The sequence below is a fragment of the Paenibacillus lycopersici genome, from assembly GCF_010119935.1.
Classification (GTDB): Bacteria; Bacillota; Bacilli; order Paenibacillales; family Paenibacillaceae; genus Paenibacillus_Z; species Paenibacillus_Z lycopersici.
This window is the reverse complement of record NZ_CP048209.1, coordinates 4,716,807-4,735,308: the sequence shown is the minus strand read 5'-3', so window position 1 is coordinate 4,735,308 and position 18,502 is coordinate 4,716,807. Positions and strand designations below refer to the sequence as shown.

General features: G+C 55.8%; 19 protein-coding genes and 1 pseudogene. 15 read left to right on the top strand and 5 right to left on the bottom strand.

What is annotated here, in order from left to right; genetic code table 11:
* Positions 1–266: 266 nt before the first annotated feature.
* Together GXP70_RS21005 and GXP70_RS21000 are read right to left on the bottom strand one after the other, a co-directional pair.
* Positions 267–1,892: a sensor histidine kinase gene (locus GXP70_RS21005; RefSeq protein WP_162358643.1), complete on the bottom strand. Its 1,626-nt coding sequence runs from the start codon at positions 1,890–1,892 to the stop codon at positions 267–269.
* 5 nt (positions 1,893–1,897) lie between these two features.
* A complete protein-coding gene (locus GXP70_RS21000; RefSeq protein WP_225442499.1) occupies positions 1,898–2,596 on the bottom strand; it encodes a response regulator transcription factor in 699 nt (232 codons plus the stop codon).
* 178 nt (positions 2,597–2,774) lie between these two features.
* On the opposite strand from GXP70_RS21000, the gene GXP70_RS20995 reads away from it, so the two are divergent.
* The 4 genes from GXP70_RS20995 (at position 2,775) to GXP70_RS20980 (ending at position 7,147) form a co-directional block, all read left to right on the top strand.
* Positions 2,775–3,608, top strand: a complete 834-nt coding sequence (locus tag GXP70_RS20995; RefSeq protein ID WP_225442498.1) for a carbohydrate ABC transporter permease — start codon at positions 2,775–2,777, stop codon at positions 3,606–3,608.
* On the top strand, positions 3,605–4,492 hold the full coding sequence (locus GXP70_RS20990) for a carbohydrate ABC transporter permease (RefSeq protein WP_162358641.1): 888 nt from the start codon (positions 3,605–3,607) through the stop codon (positions 4,490–4,492). The genes GXP70_RS20995 and GXP70_RS20990 overlap by 4 nt, the downstream gene beginning before the upstream one ends.
* A gap of 89 nt (positions 4,493–4,581) precedes the next feature.
* Positions 4,582–5,691 (top strand): efflux RND transporter periplasmic adaptor subunit, encoded by a 1,110-nt coding sequence (locus GXP70_RS20985; protein WP_162358640.1) that lies wholly within the window; start codon positions 4,582–4,584, stop codon positions 5,689–5,691.
* A gap of 25 nt (positions 5,692–5,716) precedes the next feature.
* Complete coding sequence (locus GXP70_RS20980; RefSeq protein ID WP_162358639.1) at positions 5,717–7,147, top strand: ABC transporter substrate-binding protein; 1,431 nt, start codon at positions 5,717–5,719, stop codon at positions 7,145–7,147.
* 82 nt (positions 7,148–7,229) lie between these two features.
* Here GXP70_RS20980 and GXP70_RS20975 read toward each other — a convergent pair.
* A pseudogene (locus GXP70_RS20975) lies at positions 7,230–7,478 on the bottom strand (SDR family oxidoreductase); the annotation flags it as partial.
* A 150-nt stretch (positions 7,479–7,628) separates the two neighbouring features.
* On the opposite strand from GXP70_RS20975, the gene GXP70_RS20970 reads away from it, so the two are divergent.
* Both GXP70_RS20970 and GXP70_RS20965 read left to right on the top strand, forming a co-directional pair.
* Positions 7,629–7,976 (top strand): YciI family protein, encoded by a 348-nt coding sequence (locus GXP70_RS20970; protein WP_162358638.1) that lies wholly within the window; start codon positions 7,629–7,631, stop codon positions 7,974–7,976.
* Between the two features lie 54 nt (positions 7,977–8,030).
* The gene (locus GXP70_RS20965; RefSeq protein ID WP_263864031.1) at positions 8,031–9,203 is read left to right on the top strand and encodes an RNA polymerase sigma factor; all 1,173 of its coding nucleotides are present in this window, start codon (positions 8,031–8,033) and stop codon (positions 9,201–9,203) included.
* Between the two features lie 125 nt (positions 9,204–9,328).
* Here the strand turns inward: GXP70_RS20965 and GXP70_RS30350 are convergent, their stop codons facing one another.
* Complete coding sequence (locus tag GXP70_RS30350; RefSeq protein ID WP_225442885.1) at positions 9,329–9,643, bottom strand: GNAT family N-acetyltransferase; 315 nt, start codon at positions 9,641–9,643, stop codon at positions 9,329–9,331.
* Between the two features lie 556 nt (positions 9,644–10,199).
* Between GXP70_RS30350 and GXP70_RS20955 the strand changes: the two genes are divergently transcribed.
* From GXP70_RS20955 to GXP70_RS20925, 7 genes are all read left to right on the top strand, one after another.
* Positions 10,200–10,697, top strand: a complete 498-nt coding sequence (locus GXP70_RS20955; protein ID WP_162358635.1) for a GNAT family N-acetyltransferase — start codon at positions 10,200–10,202, stop codon at positions 10,695–10,697.
* 102 nt (positions 10,698–10,799) lie between these two features.
* Positions 10,800–11,876 (top strand): nucleotidyltransferase domain-containing protein, encoded by a 1,077-nt coding sequence (locus tag GXP70_RS20950; RefSeq protein WP_162358634.1) that lies wholly within the window; start codon positions 10,800–10,802, stop codon positions 11,874–11,876.
* Positions 11,877–11,936: 60 nt separating this feature from the next.
* Positions 11,937–12,446: a DUF6886 family protein gene (locus GXP70_RS20945; RefSeq protein ID WP_162358633.1), complete on the top strand. Its 510-nt coding sequence runs from the start codon at positions 11,937–11,939 to the stop codon at positions 12,444–12,446.
* Between the two features lie 101 nt (positions 12,447–12,547).
* Complete coding sequence (locus GXP70_RS20940; RefSeq protein WP_162358632.1) at positions 12,548–13,177, top strand: AAA family ATPase; 630 nt, start codon at positions 12,548–12,550, stop codon at positions 13,175–13,177.
* Positions 13,178–13,191: 14 nt separating this feature from the next.
* Entirely contained in the window at positions 13,192–14,025 is an 834-nt protein-coding gene (locus GXP70_RS20935) for a GNAT family N-acetyltransferase (protein WP_162358631.1), read from the top strand.
* Positions 14,026–14,056: 31 nt separating this feature from the next.
* Entirely contained in the window at positions 14,057–14,533 is a 477-nt protein-coding gene (locus tag GXP70_RS20930; protein ID WP_162360590.1) for an 8-oxo-dGTP diphosphatase, read from the top strand.
* 93 nt (positions 14,534–14,626) lie between these two features.
* Positions 14,627–15,436 carry a hypothetical protein gene (locus GXP70_RS20925; protein ID WP_162358630.1) on the top strand — a complete coding sequence of 270 codons (810 nt, stop codon included), beginning with the start codon at positions 14,627–14,629 and terminating at the stop codon, positions 15,434–15,436.
* A gap of 133 nt (positions 15,437–15,569) precedes the next feature.
* Here GXP70_RS20925 and GXP70_RS20920 read toward each other — a convergent pair whose 3' ends face one another.
* Positions 15,570–16,460, bottom strand: coding sequence for a LysR family transcriptional regulator (locus tag GXP70_RS20920; protein WP_162358629.1), 891 nt, complete (start codon positions 16,458–16,460; stop codon positions 15,570–15,572).
* Between the two features lie 179 nt (positions 16,461–16,639).
* Here GXP70_RS20920 and GXP70_RS20915 point away from each other — a divergent pair, with 179 nt between their 5' ends.
* Together GXP70_RS20915 and GXP70_RS20910 are read left to right on the top strand one after the other, a co-directional pair.
* Entirely contained in the window at positions 16,640–17,314 is a 675-nt protein-coding gene (locus GXP70_RS20915; RefSeq protein ID WP_162358628.1) for an O-methyltransferase, read from the top strand.
* Between the two features lie 677 nt (positions 17,315–17,991).
* Entirely contained in the window at positions 17,992–18,501 is a 510-nt protein-coding gene (locus GXP70_RS20910) for a MerR family transcriptional regulator (RefSeq protein ID WP_162358627.1), read from the top strand.
* Position 18,502: the final 1 nt, after the last annotated feature.

The following is an 18,502-nucleotide window of genomic DNA, read 5'->3' as shown; positions in this document are numbered from 1 at the left end:
CGTTTTTGACGGCTATACGATGGAATAAAGGATCTCCTGTCCGCGCAGCTCTGAAAATACGCCTTTTCTATAACAATTAGGGATCTCTTGTCCGCGAGCAGAGCCGATTGATCATGCAGCCGAAGAAATGCTAAGAAGGCGAACTAGGTGGGCGAATCGCTTCGGCGGCACGGTCTGCCGGGGTCGCACGCTCCCTATGCACCGCCTGTCCCCCCGACAGCTGCTCTCGCAAGCATCCGCGCACGTACCCGCCCGCCGCAACCGGCCTAACGCTGCTCTCGGCGAAGCGTAAACCCGAAGGACACGCCTTTTCGCTCGTTGCGCACGCCGTAGCGGCTGCCGTGCAGCTCGAGGAGTTGGCGCACGATCGCAAGGCCGATACCCGTTCCGCCGCTTTCGCGGCTTCGTGCCTTGTCGACCCGATAAAATTGCCCCCAAATGCGGCGCAGCTCCTCCTCCGGAATCGGCTCTCCTTCGTTGTAGACGGCAATATGCCAGTCGTCGCCGTCCGCCGCCGCAGTCACTTCGATTCTGCCGCCTTCCGGAGCATGCCGTACCGCGTTCGTTACCAGATTCGTCAAGACTTGGTCGACGCGGAAGCGGTCGGCGACAGCCATCGCTCGTTCTTCCGAGCCGGGGGACAGATTCGCTTCCACGACGAGGGACTTGTCGGCACCGAGCACTGCCGCCCGATCCGCAGCATCGCTTAATAGCTCCGGTAACCGGAACGATTCCAGCTTCAGCGAATATTGTCCCGACTCCAAATGGGACAGATCCAGCATATCGGCCACGATGGCCGCCATCCGGCGCGTTTCCTCCAGAATGACCTCGGCGTACTTCTCGCGCTTGGCGCCGCTTCCGATATTGTCCTTCAATCCCTCCGCATAGCCCCCGATCAGGCTCAAAGGCGTCTTCAGCTCGTGGGATACCCCGGCGATGAAGTTCCGCCGCATCCGTTCGAGTCTCTTCTCCCGTTCGATATCGAGGCGCAGCTTCTCGTTCGCCGACTGCAGCTCCGACAGCGTCCCATGCCAATTGTCCGCCAGCAAATCGAGCGTGCGCGCCAGCTCCCCGATCTCGTCGTTGCGCTGCCAGCGCACGCGTTCGGCGTTAGCTGGATTGGCCAGCCGGCCGGCCAGCGCGTTCAGCCGGATAAGCGGCTTCGTCACGATCCGCGCGTATCCGAAGGATAACAGCAACACTAGCACCAGCGCGCCTCCAAGCACATAAACCGACAGCACCTTGAACACGCTGGCCGCATGGGTGACCGGCTGCAGCGAAGCGACGGCGAACAGCACGACTCCATTCCGGGCATCGCTGCCGGATACGCGAGTCACGGCGATCAATTGATGGACGGAGGCATCCTGCGAGGAGAGAACCTCGGGCGTCGACCGATAGGCCAGCGTCTTGCCTTCCTCCATGACCTCGCGGAGCTCGGCCTCGTTGTTGACCCACTGCCGCGCGGCGAACATGATGCCGTCGATCTCCGATTGCAGGGGCGGATTCGGTACGAGAATCATTTCGGATTGGCCGGGGACGTTCAAGCGGTTACCATCCGTACCGTCGCGAAAGGCGACCTGCTTACGCGGTGCGCTGCCGCCCATGAGCACCGTGGCGATGGCGCCGTTCTTAACGGTGGTTACCGCGACTTTGGCAAAATAGTCGCTTTCGAACTGCGTAATATACGGAGGCATCCCCGGGATGCCTCCGCGCTGCGGCAGCATCGCGTACTCCCTGCCCATCTGCCGCAGCTCGGCTTTGAGATCGCTTTTCTGGCGCTGCTCGTAGAAGGAGGAGAAGCCGGCCGCCAGCAGCGCCAGAAGAAGGCCGACGAACAGCATGATGACGACGAACGTGACCGCGAACAACCGGAACGCGATAGAAGTGCGCACGCGGATCATGTCGTCACCTTGAAACGGTAACCGTTGCCGCGGAGCGTCGCGATCCATTCCGCGCGGGTACCCAGCTTCTGCCGCAGCCGCTTGACGTGGGTGTCGACCGTGCGCGCATCGCCGTCATAATCGAAGCCCCAGACATGCTCCAGTATCCGATCGCGGCTGAGCACGATATTCCGATGGCTGGCGAAGAAGAGGAGCAGGTCGAATTCCTTAGGCGAAATCGCGAGCGGCGCACCGTCCAGCGCGACCTCTCTCCCAGCGATATCGATGCGCATGCCGCTCATGTCGAGCTGCCGGCCTGCCGCGTCCGATCGCTCGATGCGCGGCACTTCCGCCCGGCGCAGCAGCGCCTTCACTTTCGCCGCGAGCACCTTAGGGCTGAACGGCTTTGTCATGTAGTCGTCGGCGCCGAGGTCGTAGCCGAGCAGCTTGTCCTCTTCCTCGCCCTTGGCCGTCAGGAACAGCACCGGCACATCCGACTGCTTGCGGATTTCCTCGCATACGTCATAGCCGTCCAGACCCGGCATCATGATATCGAGAATGACGAGATCCGGCTTGCTTTCGCGAAATAGCGCTACCGCCTCGTCTCCGTTCTCGGCTTCCAGCCATGTCAGTCCCTCGGCTTCCAAATAATCGGCGATTAGCTCGCGCAGCTTGATCTCGTCTTCGACGATCAGTACCCTCTTGTCCACCTTCATCTTCCTTCCAAAACATCCATGTTCAATAGAGTCATTGTAGCGGGGAAATCGGCGTTTTGTCACGCCGTGGGCCGTCACACGGTTGTCACATTGGCGGGCTATGATGAGTGGCGTTCGCTAACCGAAGGGAGGTTTTTCTTTGCCCAGGCTTCGCTCAATCATACGGGAGGCCATCGCCGTGCTGGCTTTCCTGGGTCCGAGCTTCGCAGGCTTCATGCTGTTCTACGTGATTCCGTTCGGGGCGGTGGCGTACTTCTCGCTAGTCGATACCCCGGTGCAAGGCCATTTCGTCGGATTGGATAATTACCGTCGGTTATGGGCGAGCGCCTCGTTCCGCAAGGCGTTCGGCAACTCGCTCGCGTTCGCGGGCGTCAGCGTTCCGGTCTTGTTCGCAGTATCGCTCGGACTCGCCCTGGCATTGAATGGGGCGGTGCCATGGCGCAGGACGTTTCGGACGCTGTTCCTGCTGCCGCTCGTCGTGCCGGTCGCGTCGATCGCGCTCGTCTGGCAAGCCTTGTTTCACTGGGACGGCGCTATCAACGGATGGTTCGCCAGGTGGGGACTGCAGCCCGTCGACTGGATGAACAGCCGCTGGTCGTTTGCCGTCATGCTTGTCGCCTATGTGTGGAAGAACGCCGGCTATAACCTCGTCCTCTTCCTTGCCGGGCTTGCCAACATCCCGGCGGAGCTGCGGGAAGCGGCGTCGATCGACGGCGCCGGCCGCTGGCGGCAGTTCCGGTCGATCGTCTGGCCGGGCCTGGTGCCCGTCTCGTTCTTCGTCGTCGTCATGTCGGTCGTCGGTTCGTTCAAAGTGTTCCGGGAGACGTATCTGGTCGCCGGCGCTTACCCGAACGATGCGATCTATACGCTGCAGCATTTCATGAACAATCAATTCCAGAGCCTGGATTATCCGAAGCTCACGTCCGCCGCGGCGCTGCTTGCGTTCGTCATCGGTACTGCCGTGTACGGGCTGTTCCGGGCGGAGCGGCGAATCGGGGAGGTGCAGGGATGAATACGGCCCCTAACGCCGAGGTTTCCGTGAAGCTGTTGCTCCTGCTACTATTTGGCGCTCTGGTGCTGTTTCCGATCGTGCTGACCTTGTCGAACGCCTTCATGTCGGAGCGGGAGATTACGCATCATTACGGAGCCCTGGACGATTCGGACTCGGGAGCGGAAGAGGCTGCGGCCATGCCGACGGCATATGTGTCGATCCGCTGGGTGCCGGAGCGGGCAACGCTGAAGCCACTCGCCGACGTGCTGATCTACAGCCCGAAATACCTGCTGCTCTTCTGGAATTCCGTCAAGCTGACGGCGCCGATCGTACTCGGCCAGACGGTCGTCGGAACGCTGGCGGGCTACGCGTTCGCCAAGCTGGCTTTTCCGGGGAGAGACAAGCTGTTCTTCTTGTATTTGCTTACGATGCTTATGCCGTTTCAGGTGACGCTGGTGCCCAATTATCTCGTGGCGGACCGGCTCGGGTTGTTGAACGCGTACGGCGCGATTATCTGGCCCGGCGTGTTCGCGGCGTTCGGCGTGTTCCTGATGCGTCAATTCGTCGGCGGCATCCCGAATGCTTATCTGGAAGCGGCGCGCATCGATGGCACAGGGCATTTCCGCGCGTTCGTCCATATCGTGCTGCCGATCGTAAAGCCGGGCATGACGGCACTCATGCTGCTCGTGTTCGCCGACAACTGGAATATGGTCGAGCAGCCGCTGCTCTTCTTGACCGAGCCGTTCCGGCAGCCGCTGTCCGTGTATTTGGCCCGGATCGCCGAAGGCCGGCGCGGCGTGGCGTTTGCGTCGTCGGCACTGTACATGACGCCGATGGTACTGCTGTTTCTATACGGCGAAGATCAACTGGTCGCCGGCATTCAGCGATCCGGGGTCAAAGGCTAGCGTACGTTCGGACGTGAAAAATTTAGCATTCAACGGGCGATGACATCCGATAGAGACGAAATTGGATAGGGAGAGGAGGGAGGAACGAGATGGATCGGCGCAAACGAACGCTTCGCTGGGCAATCGCTCTCTTTGTCCTGGGCCTGCTGCTGCTCACGTATTTGTCGGCGACGATTCAATCGCTGGCGCTGCCGAAAGTGGCGGTGAAAGAGCCGACGATGGGCAGCCTGGATCTCAGCGTCAATGAGGATGCGTATTTGCAGCCGGCGTATTCGGCGCCGCTGACGCCGCTCGGCAATTGGAAAGTGACCGGAGTCTATGCGAAGAAGGGAGACCGCGTGAAGCAAGGCGATCCCCTCCTTACGTTCGATCCGGCCGAGACGGAGCGCGCGCTGGAGGACGACAGAACGCGCTACGAGCAGCAGAAGATCAGGCTGTCGCAGCTCGTTGCCGCGCTGAAGCCGCTGCTCCGGGACGGATCCGATGCCGCCTCGATAGAGAGACAGAAGCAGGACATCGAAACGCAAAAGCTGGATATGGCGATCGCCGCCCGGAAAATCGACGACCTCGAGAAACAAATCCGCGACGGACGAATTCTGCGCGCGCCGTTCGACGGCGTCGTAACGTCGCTGTCTGCCGAAGAGGGCATCACGGCATCCCAAGGCCAGCAGGTGTGCATCGTGGCCAGCGACGCTTCGGGATACGAGCTGCAGATCGCCGCTTCCGGCGATGCCGCGTCCGCCCTGCAAATCGGCCGGGAAGCCGAAGTGGTGGTCGACGAACAGGATTTCCGCCAGCTTACGGGCAAGATCGCCAGCATTACAAATGCGTCGGAGCAGGGAGGCGCCTCCGGGAACGGAGGGGATACGGGCGGCAAGACGATTACGATCGACGTTGCCGGAACCGGCCTATCGCCCGGTTTGAAGGCGACGGTATTCATCCGGCAGGAGAGCGGCAAGCCCGGCTTAAAGCTGCCGGCTTCCGCGTTAAGAACCGACGACGGCGGATCGTACGTGTTTACGGTGACGGTCAAGGAAGGGCTGCTCGGGTCGTCCTATTTTGCGAAGAAAACGTATGTCGAGACCGGCGGCGAGAACGAGGATACCGTCGTTATCAAGAGCGGGCTCATGCCCGCCGAGCGAATCGTGACGGATACGAGCGAGCCGCTCAGCGACGGCGATCGGGTACGTCTGGAATAAGCACACTACGGGAGGCTTGATTGGAATGGTTAACAAGAAATGGCTGTCGGCGGCGTCTTCGGCGCTGCTGATCGGTACCTTGCTGAGCGCTTGCGGCTCGGGAGGCAACGATTCGAATGCTGCGTCCCATGCGGCGAATACCGCGAATACGGCGATATCGGATGCAGACGCCAAGCAAACGGTCACGGTATCCGTGTTCACCGAGGACCGCTTCCTGGAAGAGTCGGTGTCCAAGTTCGAGCAGGCTCATCCGAATATCGACATTCAAATCCAAGAGACGGTGCCGACGGATACGAGCGGCAATCAGATGCGCATCCAATCGGGTCCGAGCGGCGACAACGGCCCTGCCGCCGGAGACATCGAGAAGTACGTGAACACTGTCGGCGCCGCGCTCATGTCCGGCAAAGGCTCGGATCTGATCGCAACCGGCTATCTTCCGGTCGACCGCTACTTGGATAAAGGGATGTTTGCGGACTGGAGCGAGCTGGTTGGCAAGGACAAGAGCTTCAACAGCGCGGATTATTACGAGCGGGTGCTGAAGGGCATGACGGGGAGTGCGGGCTGGTATGCGATTCCGGTCGGGTTTTCGCTCGACGTGTTGATCGGGAACCAATCCGCTCTTGATTCGGCGGGGGGCGTGAACGATAAGACATGGAACTGGAAGCAGTTCATCGCCCTCTGCGACAAAATATCGAAACAAGCCGCCGCGAAAGGCGGGAATGCGCACGTTCTGAGCGGGTTAAAGCCGGAAGACCTGCTGGGCTATTGGGCGGAAACCGTCTACAGCAAGCTTGTTACGAAGAACGGCAATTCCTCGTCGTTCGATATGGACGCCTTCCGCGGCTATTTGGAACAAGTGAAGAAGCTGTACGACAGCGGGGCGATGTCGGCGGAGGATCTCGGCCGCATGCAGCAGGTCTTCTCTAAGATGAACATCTCTGAACCGATGCAGCTGGCAACGCTTCCGTCCGCGCTGGGGAACGGCGAAGGCGTCGTGCTCAATCCGCCCGGCACCGGGGAGGACGAGGGGCTTCCGTTCTCTTCCGATCTTGCTTTTGCGCTCAATGCGCGCTCCAAAGTCAAACCGGCCGCATGGGAATTCGAGAAGTTCCTGCTCTCCGAGGAAATCCAGGCTTCGCCATCCATGCGAAGCTTCCCCGTGCATCAGGCCGCGGTAAAGACGAAATTGGAGCAATTCGCCGAGATGCAGAAGAGCGGCAAAATGAAAATGATGATCAAGGACAAGAACGGAAGCGCCCAATCGTTGACGGTCACGCCCGAAGAGATCGACAGCGTGCTGAAGCTGCTTCCAACCGTCGGCAAGTACGAGAAGAAGGATACGAAGGTCATCGCCATGATCCGGGAAGAAGCCGCCTCCTATTTCTCCGGCGGCAAGCCGGCGGAAGCGGTCGCGAAATCCGCGGCGAGCCGAATCGAGACGTATTTGAACGAGTAACAGACTAACCGGCGGTCAAGTCGGGACGCGCATGACGAAAGCGGGATGGCCCAAGCGCCTTCCCGCTTATTGCGTAGTTTACCGTCATCATGACGCCGTTGACGTGGAGCACTTGGCCGGTTACGAAGGACGAGTCGTCGGAAGCGAGGTAGACGTAGGCCGGCGCCGGCTCGAACGGCTGCCCCCCTCCCCGTTTCATCGGCGTTTCCAGCCCGAAGGTTTTCACATACTAGGCCGAATAGCTGGACACGATGAGCGGCGTCCAGATCGGTCCTGGCGCTACGGCGTTGACGCGAATGCCGCAGTCGACCATTTGCAGCGACAATGAGCGATGTCGAACAATTAAAGGGCGCAACAAGCCCTCCCCGGTAGCGGTAAGAGATTATTAATAAGATATTTTCATGGAATGTAGAAATCGGGATAACGGGAACGACATTATACCGAGACCAAATTATAATAGGATTTAAGGAGGCGTTTTCGAATGAATTACACCTTGATGTTTTACGAAAACCAGGAGGATTTTGCGGCAAGAACGGATCCGGCCCGGCAGCAAGAATACTTGGCCGGCTGGACGCACTATGTGCATGCGCTCCGGCAAGCTGGAATCGTGGTATTCGGTTCGGGTCTCTACGCGCCCGAAACAGCTGCCACGGTGAAGCGCCGCGGCGGTGAGATGGTCGTTCAGGACGGACCGTTCCCGGAGACGAAGGAGCAGCTCGGCGGGATATTCGTCATTGATGTTCCTGACCTGGACACCGCATTGGACTGGGCTGCTCGCGGTCCCGTCGAGGTGGTTGAGGTCAGACAGAATATTCCTGCGTTGAAGTAAACGATGGCCATTCATCAGGTCATTGAAGAGACGGCTCGCGCCGCATACGGCCGCTTGCTCTCCTATCTGGCTGTAAATTGGCGGGATTTGCAGGCTGTCGAGGATGCCATCGGGGATGCTTTTCTCGCGGCGCTGGAGTCTTGGCCCAAGGCCGGCATACCGGATAAGCCAGAAGCCTGGCTGGCTACGGCCGCTCGCAGGCGGCTTATCGACCAAGCCCGCCGCACTCGGATTTCCGAGCATGCGCTGCCGACGCTCCTTGCCATATCCGAGGAGGCACAGCGCCGGACTGCTTCGAACGATGCTTTCCCTGACGAACGGCTGAGGATGATGTTTCTGTGCGCTCATCCGGCCATTGAGCCTGCTATGCGTACGCCGCTTATGCTGCAGACGGTGCTTGGAATCGATGCGGCGCGAATCGCGTCCGCGTTCATCGTAAAACCTTCCACCATGGGCCAGCGTCTTACGAGGGTAAAAGCGAAAATCCGCGCTGAACGCCTTACCTTTGAGCTACCTGATGCGGAAGAAATCCCGGAGCGTCTCGATTCCGTTCTGGAGGCCGTTTATGCCGCCTATGGCAGCGGATGGGACGAGGCAGGCATGGCCGATTCGCCCAGAAGAGGATTGGCGGAGGAAGCGATCTATCTGGGCAAGCTGCTTCTCCAATTCGCCCCCCGGGAACCGGAGGTTTACGGTCTGTTGGCAGCCATGCTTTACTGCGAAGCGCGCCGTGCGGCCCGATATGATGAGGAAGGGGACTATATTCCCCTCTCCGAGCAGAATTGTGCACGATGGGAGCAAAGCTTGATCATGGAAGCGGAGCGTTATCTGCATGCAGCTTCGCAAGCGGGGCGAATCGGCCGTTTCCAGCTCATCGCCGCGATTCAATCGATACATGCTCAACGTCTATGGACCGGGCGCATCGAGTGGGAAGAGATTGCTCTTCTCTATGAGGGGCTTGTTCGAATTTCCCCTGGATTGGGAGTATCGGTCGGCCGGGCCGCCGCGATTGCAGAGGCCTACGGGGCGGAACGAGGCCTCGCGTTACTGGAAGCCATTCCATCCGAAGACGTGGCGAACTATCAGCCCTATTGGGCGCTTGCCGGTCACTTGTATAAGCGGATGAACCGCATAGATGATGCCCGTTCCGCTTATAGCCTTGCGATCGGACTAAGCACGGATGCTGCTGTTCGGCGATTTCTAAGCCGGCAGTCTTCCGCGTTATAAGTGCAGCAGCGATAAAGTCTCTTCGAAGGCGCCCCGGCGGGGTGCCTTCGATTTGCCTTATTGACAGCGCTTCGGCTGCAAATGGTTCTATGCATTTCATTCCTTCATTTTGTATGTAATGATTGCTAGCGAAATGCTTTCTCATAAATATCGATTCGGTTGTTGCGATTGTCAAATCCGCTGTTTATGACATGGAAGCCATGTTGATTCCAAAATGATGCCCCTTTTATGTTTCCATGTTGAACACATAATCGGACTCTATCTATTTTGTGTTCCTTTAGTCGTCCTTCCAGCAACGCTAAGGCAATCGTCCCGATCCCTTTTCTTTCATGATCATGACGGATGATGAACAGTCCGATCCAACTGCAGTTATCATGTGGATTTTGAAGGAGATATGTAACGAAGCCAACATATTCGGACTCCTTCTTCAAGAGAAGCATCTTCTCGCCATATCCGGCGTTCCTCTGGTTCTCTTCTATAATATCTTCAATAGTGAGTACATCTTTCCCGACTACTAAACGGTTGAACGAAGGCTGCGAATTCCTAATCGTTCTTTGGAAGCCTATGAATGCAATAAGTGCCCATCGTGCGCGAGTTAGCAGATGCAAAGGTAATATAGCTAATAAAACCGTGGACCGACTCCAAAATCTATAGCTACAAAAAAACACTTGTGATACCATATTTTTGAAATAAGTCCTTGTACCTTAGTCGTGCGGAAAGCAAATCCAAACACTCGGGAGTGAGCTGTATCATGTTGGATTGCGAGCTCGTAACAAGAGATGCCCGTTATTTTGCTGGATTGAGCTTCTCCGGACCTTTCCCGCAATCCTTTCCTGCGGAGGCCGAGACGGTGCAGCAACAGCTTGGAAGCGGAAAGTGTCGAGTCCTAATTCAAGTCAATCCGCTGGTCTGAACGGCTATTCAGCGGATTTCTTGTATGCAAGTTTCTGAGACCCATTTCGTCGCAAACCTATTAAACCGTCAGGAAGTGGTCAGGTGGTTGTTGAGCTGGAGAAAGTTAAGGGAGACGGGCGGATCGCTCTGCAGCATCTATTTGAACTTGGAGCATATGATCTCTCCGAATTAAGTGGATCCGATATCAATGAGTGCGGACGTTTTATAACGAATCCCGCCATCATCGATTGGTTTGACGATCCGAATTACAGCCCGTTCTTCATACGGGCAAATGGGCGAATAGCGGGCTTTGTCGTCATTAAATATATTGTCGAAGAGGACATTCACTATTTGAATCATTTTTTTGTGCTCAGGAAATATAGGAACCAACATATTGGTAAGCAAGCCGCAAGCATGGCATTTGATCGGTTTGAAGGATATTGGCGGGTAAGCCAATTCGATTGGAATCTGCCTGCACAGAAATTTTGGAGGAAGGTCTTGGCGTCGTATACGAATGGGACTTATACGGAGACCAGAAGAAAAGATAACAAAGGGCCTATGCAAGAATTTAAAGCGGATTGGAGTACACCAGTTAAGTAAAACCAAACTCCCCCTGGAATCCATGCTTCATTTCCTATATATGTATAGATAGGTATGTATAGATGGGAAGTTAGAGAACGGACCGATGAAGGGGTGCAGACCATGAACGAAGCGACGAAGACGAAGCTCTTAGAAAAGAACGAACGACTCATCGACATGGTGATCGAACGCGCGAAGAGGGATTTTCCGGACGATATCGCCATTATTGGGCTTACCGGGTCGTTTAGCACCGGGGATTTCCATGAGAAGAGCGATCTGGATTTAATCATCATCAATAACACGGACCGGGGCTGGGAGATCGCCTACTGCTTCATCCTGGAGGATGTGGGCTATGATTTGTACTGCACGCCGTGGAATACCCGAATTCAGGAGCAAGCCAGCTTGGATAGTCCGGCTGTGGCGAGCCTCGTTGAGCTCCAGATCCTGTATTGCGCCAAGCCGGAGTACTTGGAGAAATTCAAACGCTACAGACAGCAAGCGCTTGATGCGCTTGCCAAGCCGGTTGGCGAAGAATGCCTGCGCCGGGCTCGAAAGTGGATGGACAGTGCCAAGCAGGAATACGCGGGTACAATGCTGGCAGAGGATATCGGTTCTGTGCGCCAGGCGGCTGCCGGCGTGTTGTATAATCTGGTGAATGCCCTGGTCAGCATGAATAATACGTATATTAAGCGGGGGGTCAAGCGGTATTTGGAAGAACTAGTCATGTATCCCTTCGTACCCGATGCTTTCGAATCGCTGTACATGGCTGTCATCGACGCGAATACCGTAGACGAAATGCGTATTGCATCGTTAAACGTGCTGAAGAGCGTTGCGCAATTATACAGCTCCATGTGCGACCGTTTCATTGCGAAACCCGTTCCGACCTTCGATAATCTTAAAGGAACTTACGAAGAATTATGGTGTAACTGCCGCAACAAAATCATCAACAGCGTGGATACGAACGATAAGTCGTACGCCTTTTTTGCGGCGCTTGGCGCTCAAGGCTTCCTGGACGAAATGACCGCGGAGCGGGGAACGGCCAAATTCGATGTGATGCAGTACTTCGATGCGGGCAATTTACGAGTACTCAAAGAGAAGTTTCTTGAAATGATAGATGAATATGCGGCTGAATATGGTAAGGTTGGTAGAGAAGTAGAGAAATTCGAAACCTTCGAGCAGCTCTATGCCGAATTTATTTGAAGTCGATGAAGTAGACTGGCGAATTGAAGACAAACGATGAAATGAAAAGCGAGGTCCCTTATGCACCTGTACCATTTCAGCGAAGAGCCGGATATTCAAGCGTTCGAACCGCGAATCATCTACAATCAGACGAATGAACCGGCGAAGGTATGGACGATTGACGCGTTTCATGCGCCCCATTACTATTTTCCGCGCGACTGTCCGAGGGTGTGCATCTGGCCTAAGGAGGATACGACGGCGGGGGATGCGGAGAAGTTCTTCGGCATGTCCGGGACCAAGCGGATGGTTGCGATCGAGTCGGGCTGGTTCGAACGGGTGCGGACAGGGACTATCTATCGTTATGCGTTCGATCCGCAAGATTTCGAATTGCATGAACCCAATGCGGGGTATTACATAGCGACTCAAACCGTCAAACCGCTGGATGTCGTCCGAATCAATGATTTGCTCGCTGCGATTCTGCAAGAGGGGATCGAGCTGCGGGTCACGCCGTCGTTAATGCTTTTGCGCGATGCCGTCGCCGCATCAACCGTGAATTTCTCGATGATTCGCATGCGAAATGCGGTACAGTAGGCATAGGAGCTGATACGAATCAAGTATTGGCTCCTTTTTGCATACGAACACCGGCTGTTAAATGGTCGTACGGTCCAATCATCGGAAATGGGGGAGTTCATGTGGATCATGCATCCAAAATCATTTGTATCTGCGGACCTTCGGGAGCGGGCAAAAGCTCGTTAATGGCAAGCGTGGTTGAAGCGCTTGATGATGCGGTTAGCGTATACTTCGATGCCTACCAATCGACGCTCGTCTCTCCCGATCCCGTGGATGTGTATCGAAGGCTTGAGCAAGAGATCATAACGGATCCGATGGATATCGTTCGTAAAGAGATCAGAAACGACCGATTCGATGAGGACCTTCTTCGGCTATGCCATGGACATGAAATCATTGATCCGTGGAACCGCAGATTGAAGCCGGCATCCATCATTATTGTGGAAGAACCTTTCGGCAGATTGAGGGAGGGCATGCAAGAATTAATCCATACGGTCGTCTACATAGACCTGCCGCTTGAAATCGCGTTGTGTAGAAGAATCATGCGGAATTTGACCTATGATTATATCAGCGAACCCGTCGATGCCAGGTTGAATCATGTGTTAGACTATGTTAAAAGCTTTCATGATGGCGAAGGAATGGCGATCCGCCTGCTTCAGGAGAATTTGAAGGCAACGTCGGATTTGATTTACGACGGGCTTCGGCCGAAGGAACAATTAGCTGCTGAGCTTGTGGCGCATATATCGAGTCTATGAAAGAGAGGAAAGCGATGTTCCAGCTAACGACGGATGAATATCCAATCGTTATCCCATTACTGAGGGTCGCTGATCATAAAGCCGTCTATGCCTATTCCGTTATCGAACATATCCAATCGGGTAAAATATTCGTCAATCATAAGACCCAGCCCACCAGCTGTTTAATCGCCAACAACGGGGGAAAGTATTTTTTGGCAGGCGATCCGTATGACGAAGCGTTCAATGACGATATTGTTCTTTTTTTGACGGATCCTCAGAATCATGTCTTGTATTTCGATCTCTATTGTTCTACATCCGATTGGTTACCATTGCTGCATGATAAAATGACCAGCTTGACCGTCACCTTGTACCATTCTTCGTTTCGGTTCAATGCGTCCAAGTTTGCATTAGCGGCAAACACCATGCAAGAATTACCCGAAGGCATGGAATTGCGACCAATGGATGCCGGTTTATTTGAACAATTTCGAACGGAAAATCCGCATTATCATACGTTGTGGCCTTCAACGCCGAATTTTATGAAGTTTGGACTTGGGTATTGTATACTGGCGGATCAACGGATCGTAAGCGCATGTACGTCATTTGCGGTCGGCGATGGAAAGACCGAAATCGATATCATGACACAGGAACAGTTTCAGCGAAAAGGACTAGCCACGATGGTTTGCTGCGCTTTTATTAAACATTGCCTGGCTGTCCAACTTATCCCGAATTGGGGATGCGACTCGGGGAACCAAGCATCGCTGCAATTAGCGCTGAAACTGGGATTTGAACAAACCAACCATCGACAAATGTTCTGGTGGCATGAGAATAAAGAGATCATGCAGCGTTATCTATCATCTTCATCATATTGAGAAGCGAGGAAGGAAGAGACAACCCGTGACAATGAACCCACAAGTCAAAATAGCCCTCTATACGATGTGTCTCGTACAGGATGGAGACAAGGTGCTGCTCGTGAACAGGCCCGATAAGCTAGGCTTCCCCGGTTGGATCGGACCTGGAGGGAAGGTCGATTTCCCGGAAAGCTTGACGGAAGGCGCGATCCGCGAAGTATGGGAAGAAACGGGACTTCGCGTCAAGGATTTGATTTATAAAGGCCTGGACGAATACGTCGACCCGAAACAGAATTTCAGGTATATGGTGTTCAACTATTTGGCTACGTCCTATGAAGGCGAACTATTGCAGAATCCGCCTGAAGGCGAGTTGGAATGGGTTCCGATCCAGGAGGCGCTCCATTATCCCATGCAAGAGTGGTTTAAGCGGCGGTTTCCGTTGTTCTTTGAAGAGGGAACGTTCGAAATCTATGAAGTCTATGATCAAGCAGAACAAAGGACTGTTAAAGGATCCGTCAAGAAACTGTAAAGACCGCGGATGAAGGAATAATTGTACCCCCGGCTCCCATATGATAAAATAAACGGAAATGATAATCATTATCATAGGGACGAGGCGATAACGGTGACGACCGCTTACGATTTTACTTTAGCGAGAACTTATTTACATATTTCGCCGGAAGGCGTCGATCATGTGCTGGATGAAATGCCGGCGGCCGAGTTCGGCCGGATCGAGCGGATACAGGAAATGATGGCCAAGGCGGGAACGATCGTTCAGGCTACCGACAGGTTTCTGCCGGGCTCCTTCATCGGCACGTCGCTATGCAATCTGTGCGTGACGAAGCTGATGTTTCTGGCGACGTACGGCAAGGTGCTCGATCTCTCGCTTGCGAATCTATCGTTTCAGATCGATTACGAGGAAGGGCATGGTCATCCGCATTTTGGATACCGCATCCGCGAGGTGCTGACGCAGGACGTTCCGGCCGAGTCGGGCGACGCGTTCATCGCGGCAGACTGGAAGCGGTTCATCGCGAACGATGTAACGCCTGCCGTGGAAGCGATCGCGACAGCGGCGGGGATGAAGCCGGAGCTGATCTGGCTGCAGTTCGGCGGCATCGCGGCGATGGTGAAGGAATTCGTCGACACGGCGGAGATCCCGGCCGAGATTAAGGCGCGATACGACTATCAGTTCCGGCTCTTGACCGATGCGATCGAAGCCGAAGCGTTCAATCGGAAGAAGAATCCGTTCCAGTGGACGGTCCGCTACGTCGACAATCCGTATGAGCCGGGCAAGCGATGGATCATGCGGTCGGGCTGCTGCCAATACGACCGCCGCGAGTGCGGCACGAAATGCTTCGTCTGTCCGCGCATGACGCCGGCGGAGCGCGAGCAAGAGACGGAGCGCATCAAAGCGAACATTGCCGCGCATGCCTAGCGAAGGCGCATCTCGAAGGCGCTTCTGATTGAGCGGTATTTTGATACTTGGAGTGGTATAAAAATGTCCCGAAGCCGATTGGAGTATGGCTTACGGGACATCTTTTTGTACGGCTGCTGCCACTCGCAGCTTGTTACTCGTGCGTCCGGCGGATGAGGGCGACGAGGTTGGCCGCCGCGGCGGACAGCGGCTCGTGCTTGCGGGTGCAGATGGCGATCGTGTTCTGCAGCCGGATGCCTTCCACGAACACGCGGCACAGCTCGCCGCGCTCGACATGCTCGCGCACGACGAGCGACGAGACGAAATTGGCGCCGTACCCGGCGATGACGGCCGTGATCGCTTCGTGCAGGCCGTTGAATTGAAGGGCGATTCGCGGCATCGGCGCATTGTAGGTCCGGCATAGCGCGAACAGCCGCTCGCGGGTCGAGCTGCCTTCTTCGCGCATGACGAACGGCTCGTTCATCATGTCGCGCAGCGTGACCCGCCGGCCCGCGAACGGATGGCCCGGCGCGACGACGAACCAGAGCTCGTCCTGGAACAGCTGCTCGGACTGGACCGAGTCCGGATATTCTTCCGACAGCCCGCCATAGACGGCGATATCGGCCTCCATGCCGAGGAGCAGCTTGAGCGCATCGGTGGAATTGGTCGTCGTGATCGTCATTTCCACCTGCTCGTAGCGCTGCTTGAACTTGGCGATCCAGGCGGGTATAAGAAACTGCGCCGGCAAATAAGTGGCCGCGATGCGGATATGTCCGACCGCGCCGCTCCGGTATTCCGTGCAGAACTGCTCGATCTGCTGCTCCACCGCGAACAACCGTTTGGCGAGCGAGGCGAGCTGCTCGCCGGCATCCGTCAACGCGATGCCGCGGCCGCTCGGCTGCAGGAGCGGGAAGCCCAGCTCTTTCTCGAATTTCTTGGTTTGCGCGGTGATGGCCGGCTGGCTGATAGTCAGCAGCTCCGACGCGCGCGTCACGCTGCCGGTCGCCGCGATGACATGAAAGAGGCGTAGCGCATGCAAATTCATTTCCGCGTTCCTCCTCCTGATCGTACGCGTAATCGGGTCTCATTCGTTCTTCGTACCGTTCGACCCACTCATACATTTCATATATGAGTCCAGGTTAAAGATATATTATATTTATTAGTTTACTTCTTCTACAATGAAATTGTAAGTCACAACCATTCATTGCGAGGAGATGGGCAATCATGAAGATGAACGAAACCTGGAGCCTTGTCGACGATTATATGGCGGAGCGTCTGCTGCCAAGGGACGCTGTGCTGGAACGGGCGCTGGCAGCGAACAAGGCGGCGGAATTGCCGCCGATCGACGTATCCCCCTGTCAAGGAATGCTGCTGCAGCTGCTCGTTCGCATGACGAATGCCAAGCGGATTCTCGAGATCGGCACGCTCGGCGGCTACAGCACGATCTGGATGGGCCAAGCGCTGCCTGCAGACGGGCGGATAGTGACGCTGGAGCTGGATCCGCTGCATGCGCAGGTCGCGCAGGCTAACCTTGCGCATGCCGGACTGGAAAGCCTTGTCGATATCCGGGTCGGTCCGGCGCTCGAGCAGCTGGCGAAGCTGGAGGAAGAAGGCGCGGAGCCGTTCGATCTGATCTTCATCGACGCCGATAAGCCGAACAATCCGGCCTACCTGCAATGGGCGCTGCGCTTCTCGCATTCCGGCACGGTCATCGTCGGCGACAACGTCGTTCGCGAAGGCGAGGTCGTCAACCGTCACAGCACCGACCCACGGGTTCGAGGCGTGCGGGCGTTCATCGACCTGCTCGCGCAGGAGCCGCGCATATCGGCGACGGCGATTCAGACCGTCGGGAGCAAAGGCTATGACGGATTCGTGATCGGCATCGTGAACGCAGGCTGACATGATCCGCCGAAGCCGGCAGCGATCGGGTCGGATCGGGTACATGCGGAACCTCAGGAACCGAATAGGCTTGCACGGCACCCACCGCCCCTGCGATCGCTTGAAGAAGCGGCGCAGGGGCGAATTCGTTGGTCCGCCGCAGCTTGTAACCCAGTAGACTTGCAAAGAACCTCACACACCTGCTGCAGAATAGCAAAAAAGTCGTGGATAAATTGGAAAGCTGCCTTTCGGTCAGCTTTACCCGCCGCAGACCGGCAAAGTGTCGATAAAGTTGTCATTCCGGCAGCTTTATCCGCTGCAGACCGGCAAAAGTGTCGATAAAGTTGTCATTCCGGCAACTTTACCTGCCGCAGACCGGCAAAAGTGTCGATAAAGTTGTCATTCGAGCAGCTTTATCCGCCGCAGATTGGCAAAAATGCCGATAAAGTTGTCATTCGGACAGCTTTACCTGCCGCAGACCGGCAAAAGTGTCGATAAAGTTGTCATTCGGGCAGTGTTATCCGCCATAGACGGTCATGAAAAGCCGCGAAATCCTTCCCAGGGGCGAATTCGTCGGCCGCCGCAGCCTATAACGATGATTTTTGGACGAAAATAAAAATAATGCTTGATCATGACGTAACGTCATGTTTTATAGTGAAACTACCGGGAATTGCAGTCGCGATTCGAAGGGGATGATTATGCAGCGGACATGGAAGGTAGGCCAGCTTGCGAAGCTGACCGGGCTGACGGTACGGACGCTTCGGTTCTACGACAACATCGGGCTGTTCTCGCCGTCGGCGTTCTCCGATTCGGGGCACCGGCTATACAATGAAGCGGACATTTCCCGTCTGCATCAGATCCTCGCGTTGAAGGAGCTGAATCTGTCGCTGGACGAAGTTCGCATGGTGCTGTCCGGCGGCGAGTACGGTCCGGCGGATATCGTTGCCCAGCAGATGGAGCGGGCGAGAGAGACGATTCGCGTACAGCAGAAGCTGCTCGGCGAGCTGGAGCATGTCGCAAGTTTGATGGAGACGAAGGACGGCTTAAGCGTGGATGATTTTATCGGCCTGCTGCACACGATGAAGCGGAGCCATGAGAAGTTTTTCTTCGAACGGAAGAAGGGCTGGGAGAACAAGCTGGACAGGCTGGGCGATTTTCTCTCGGACGGGCTGGATCATGCGGACGATAATAATGGAGGAGGAAATTAAT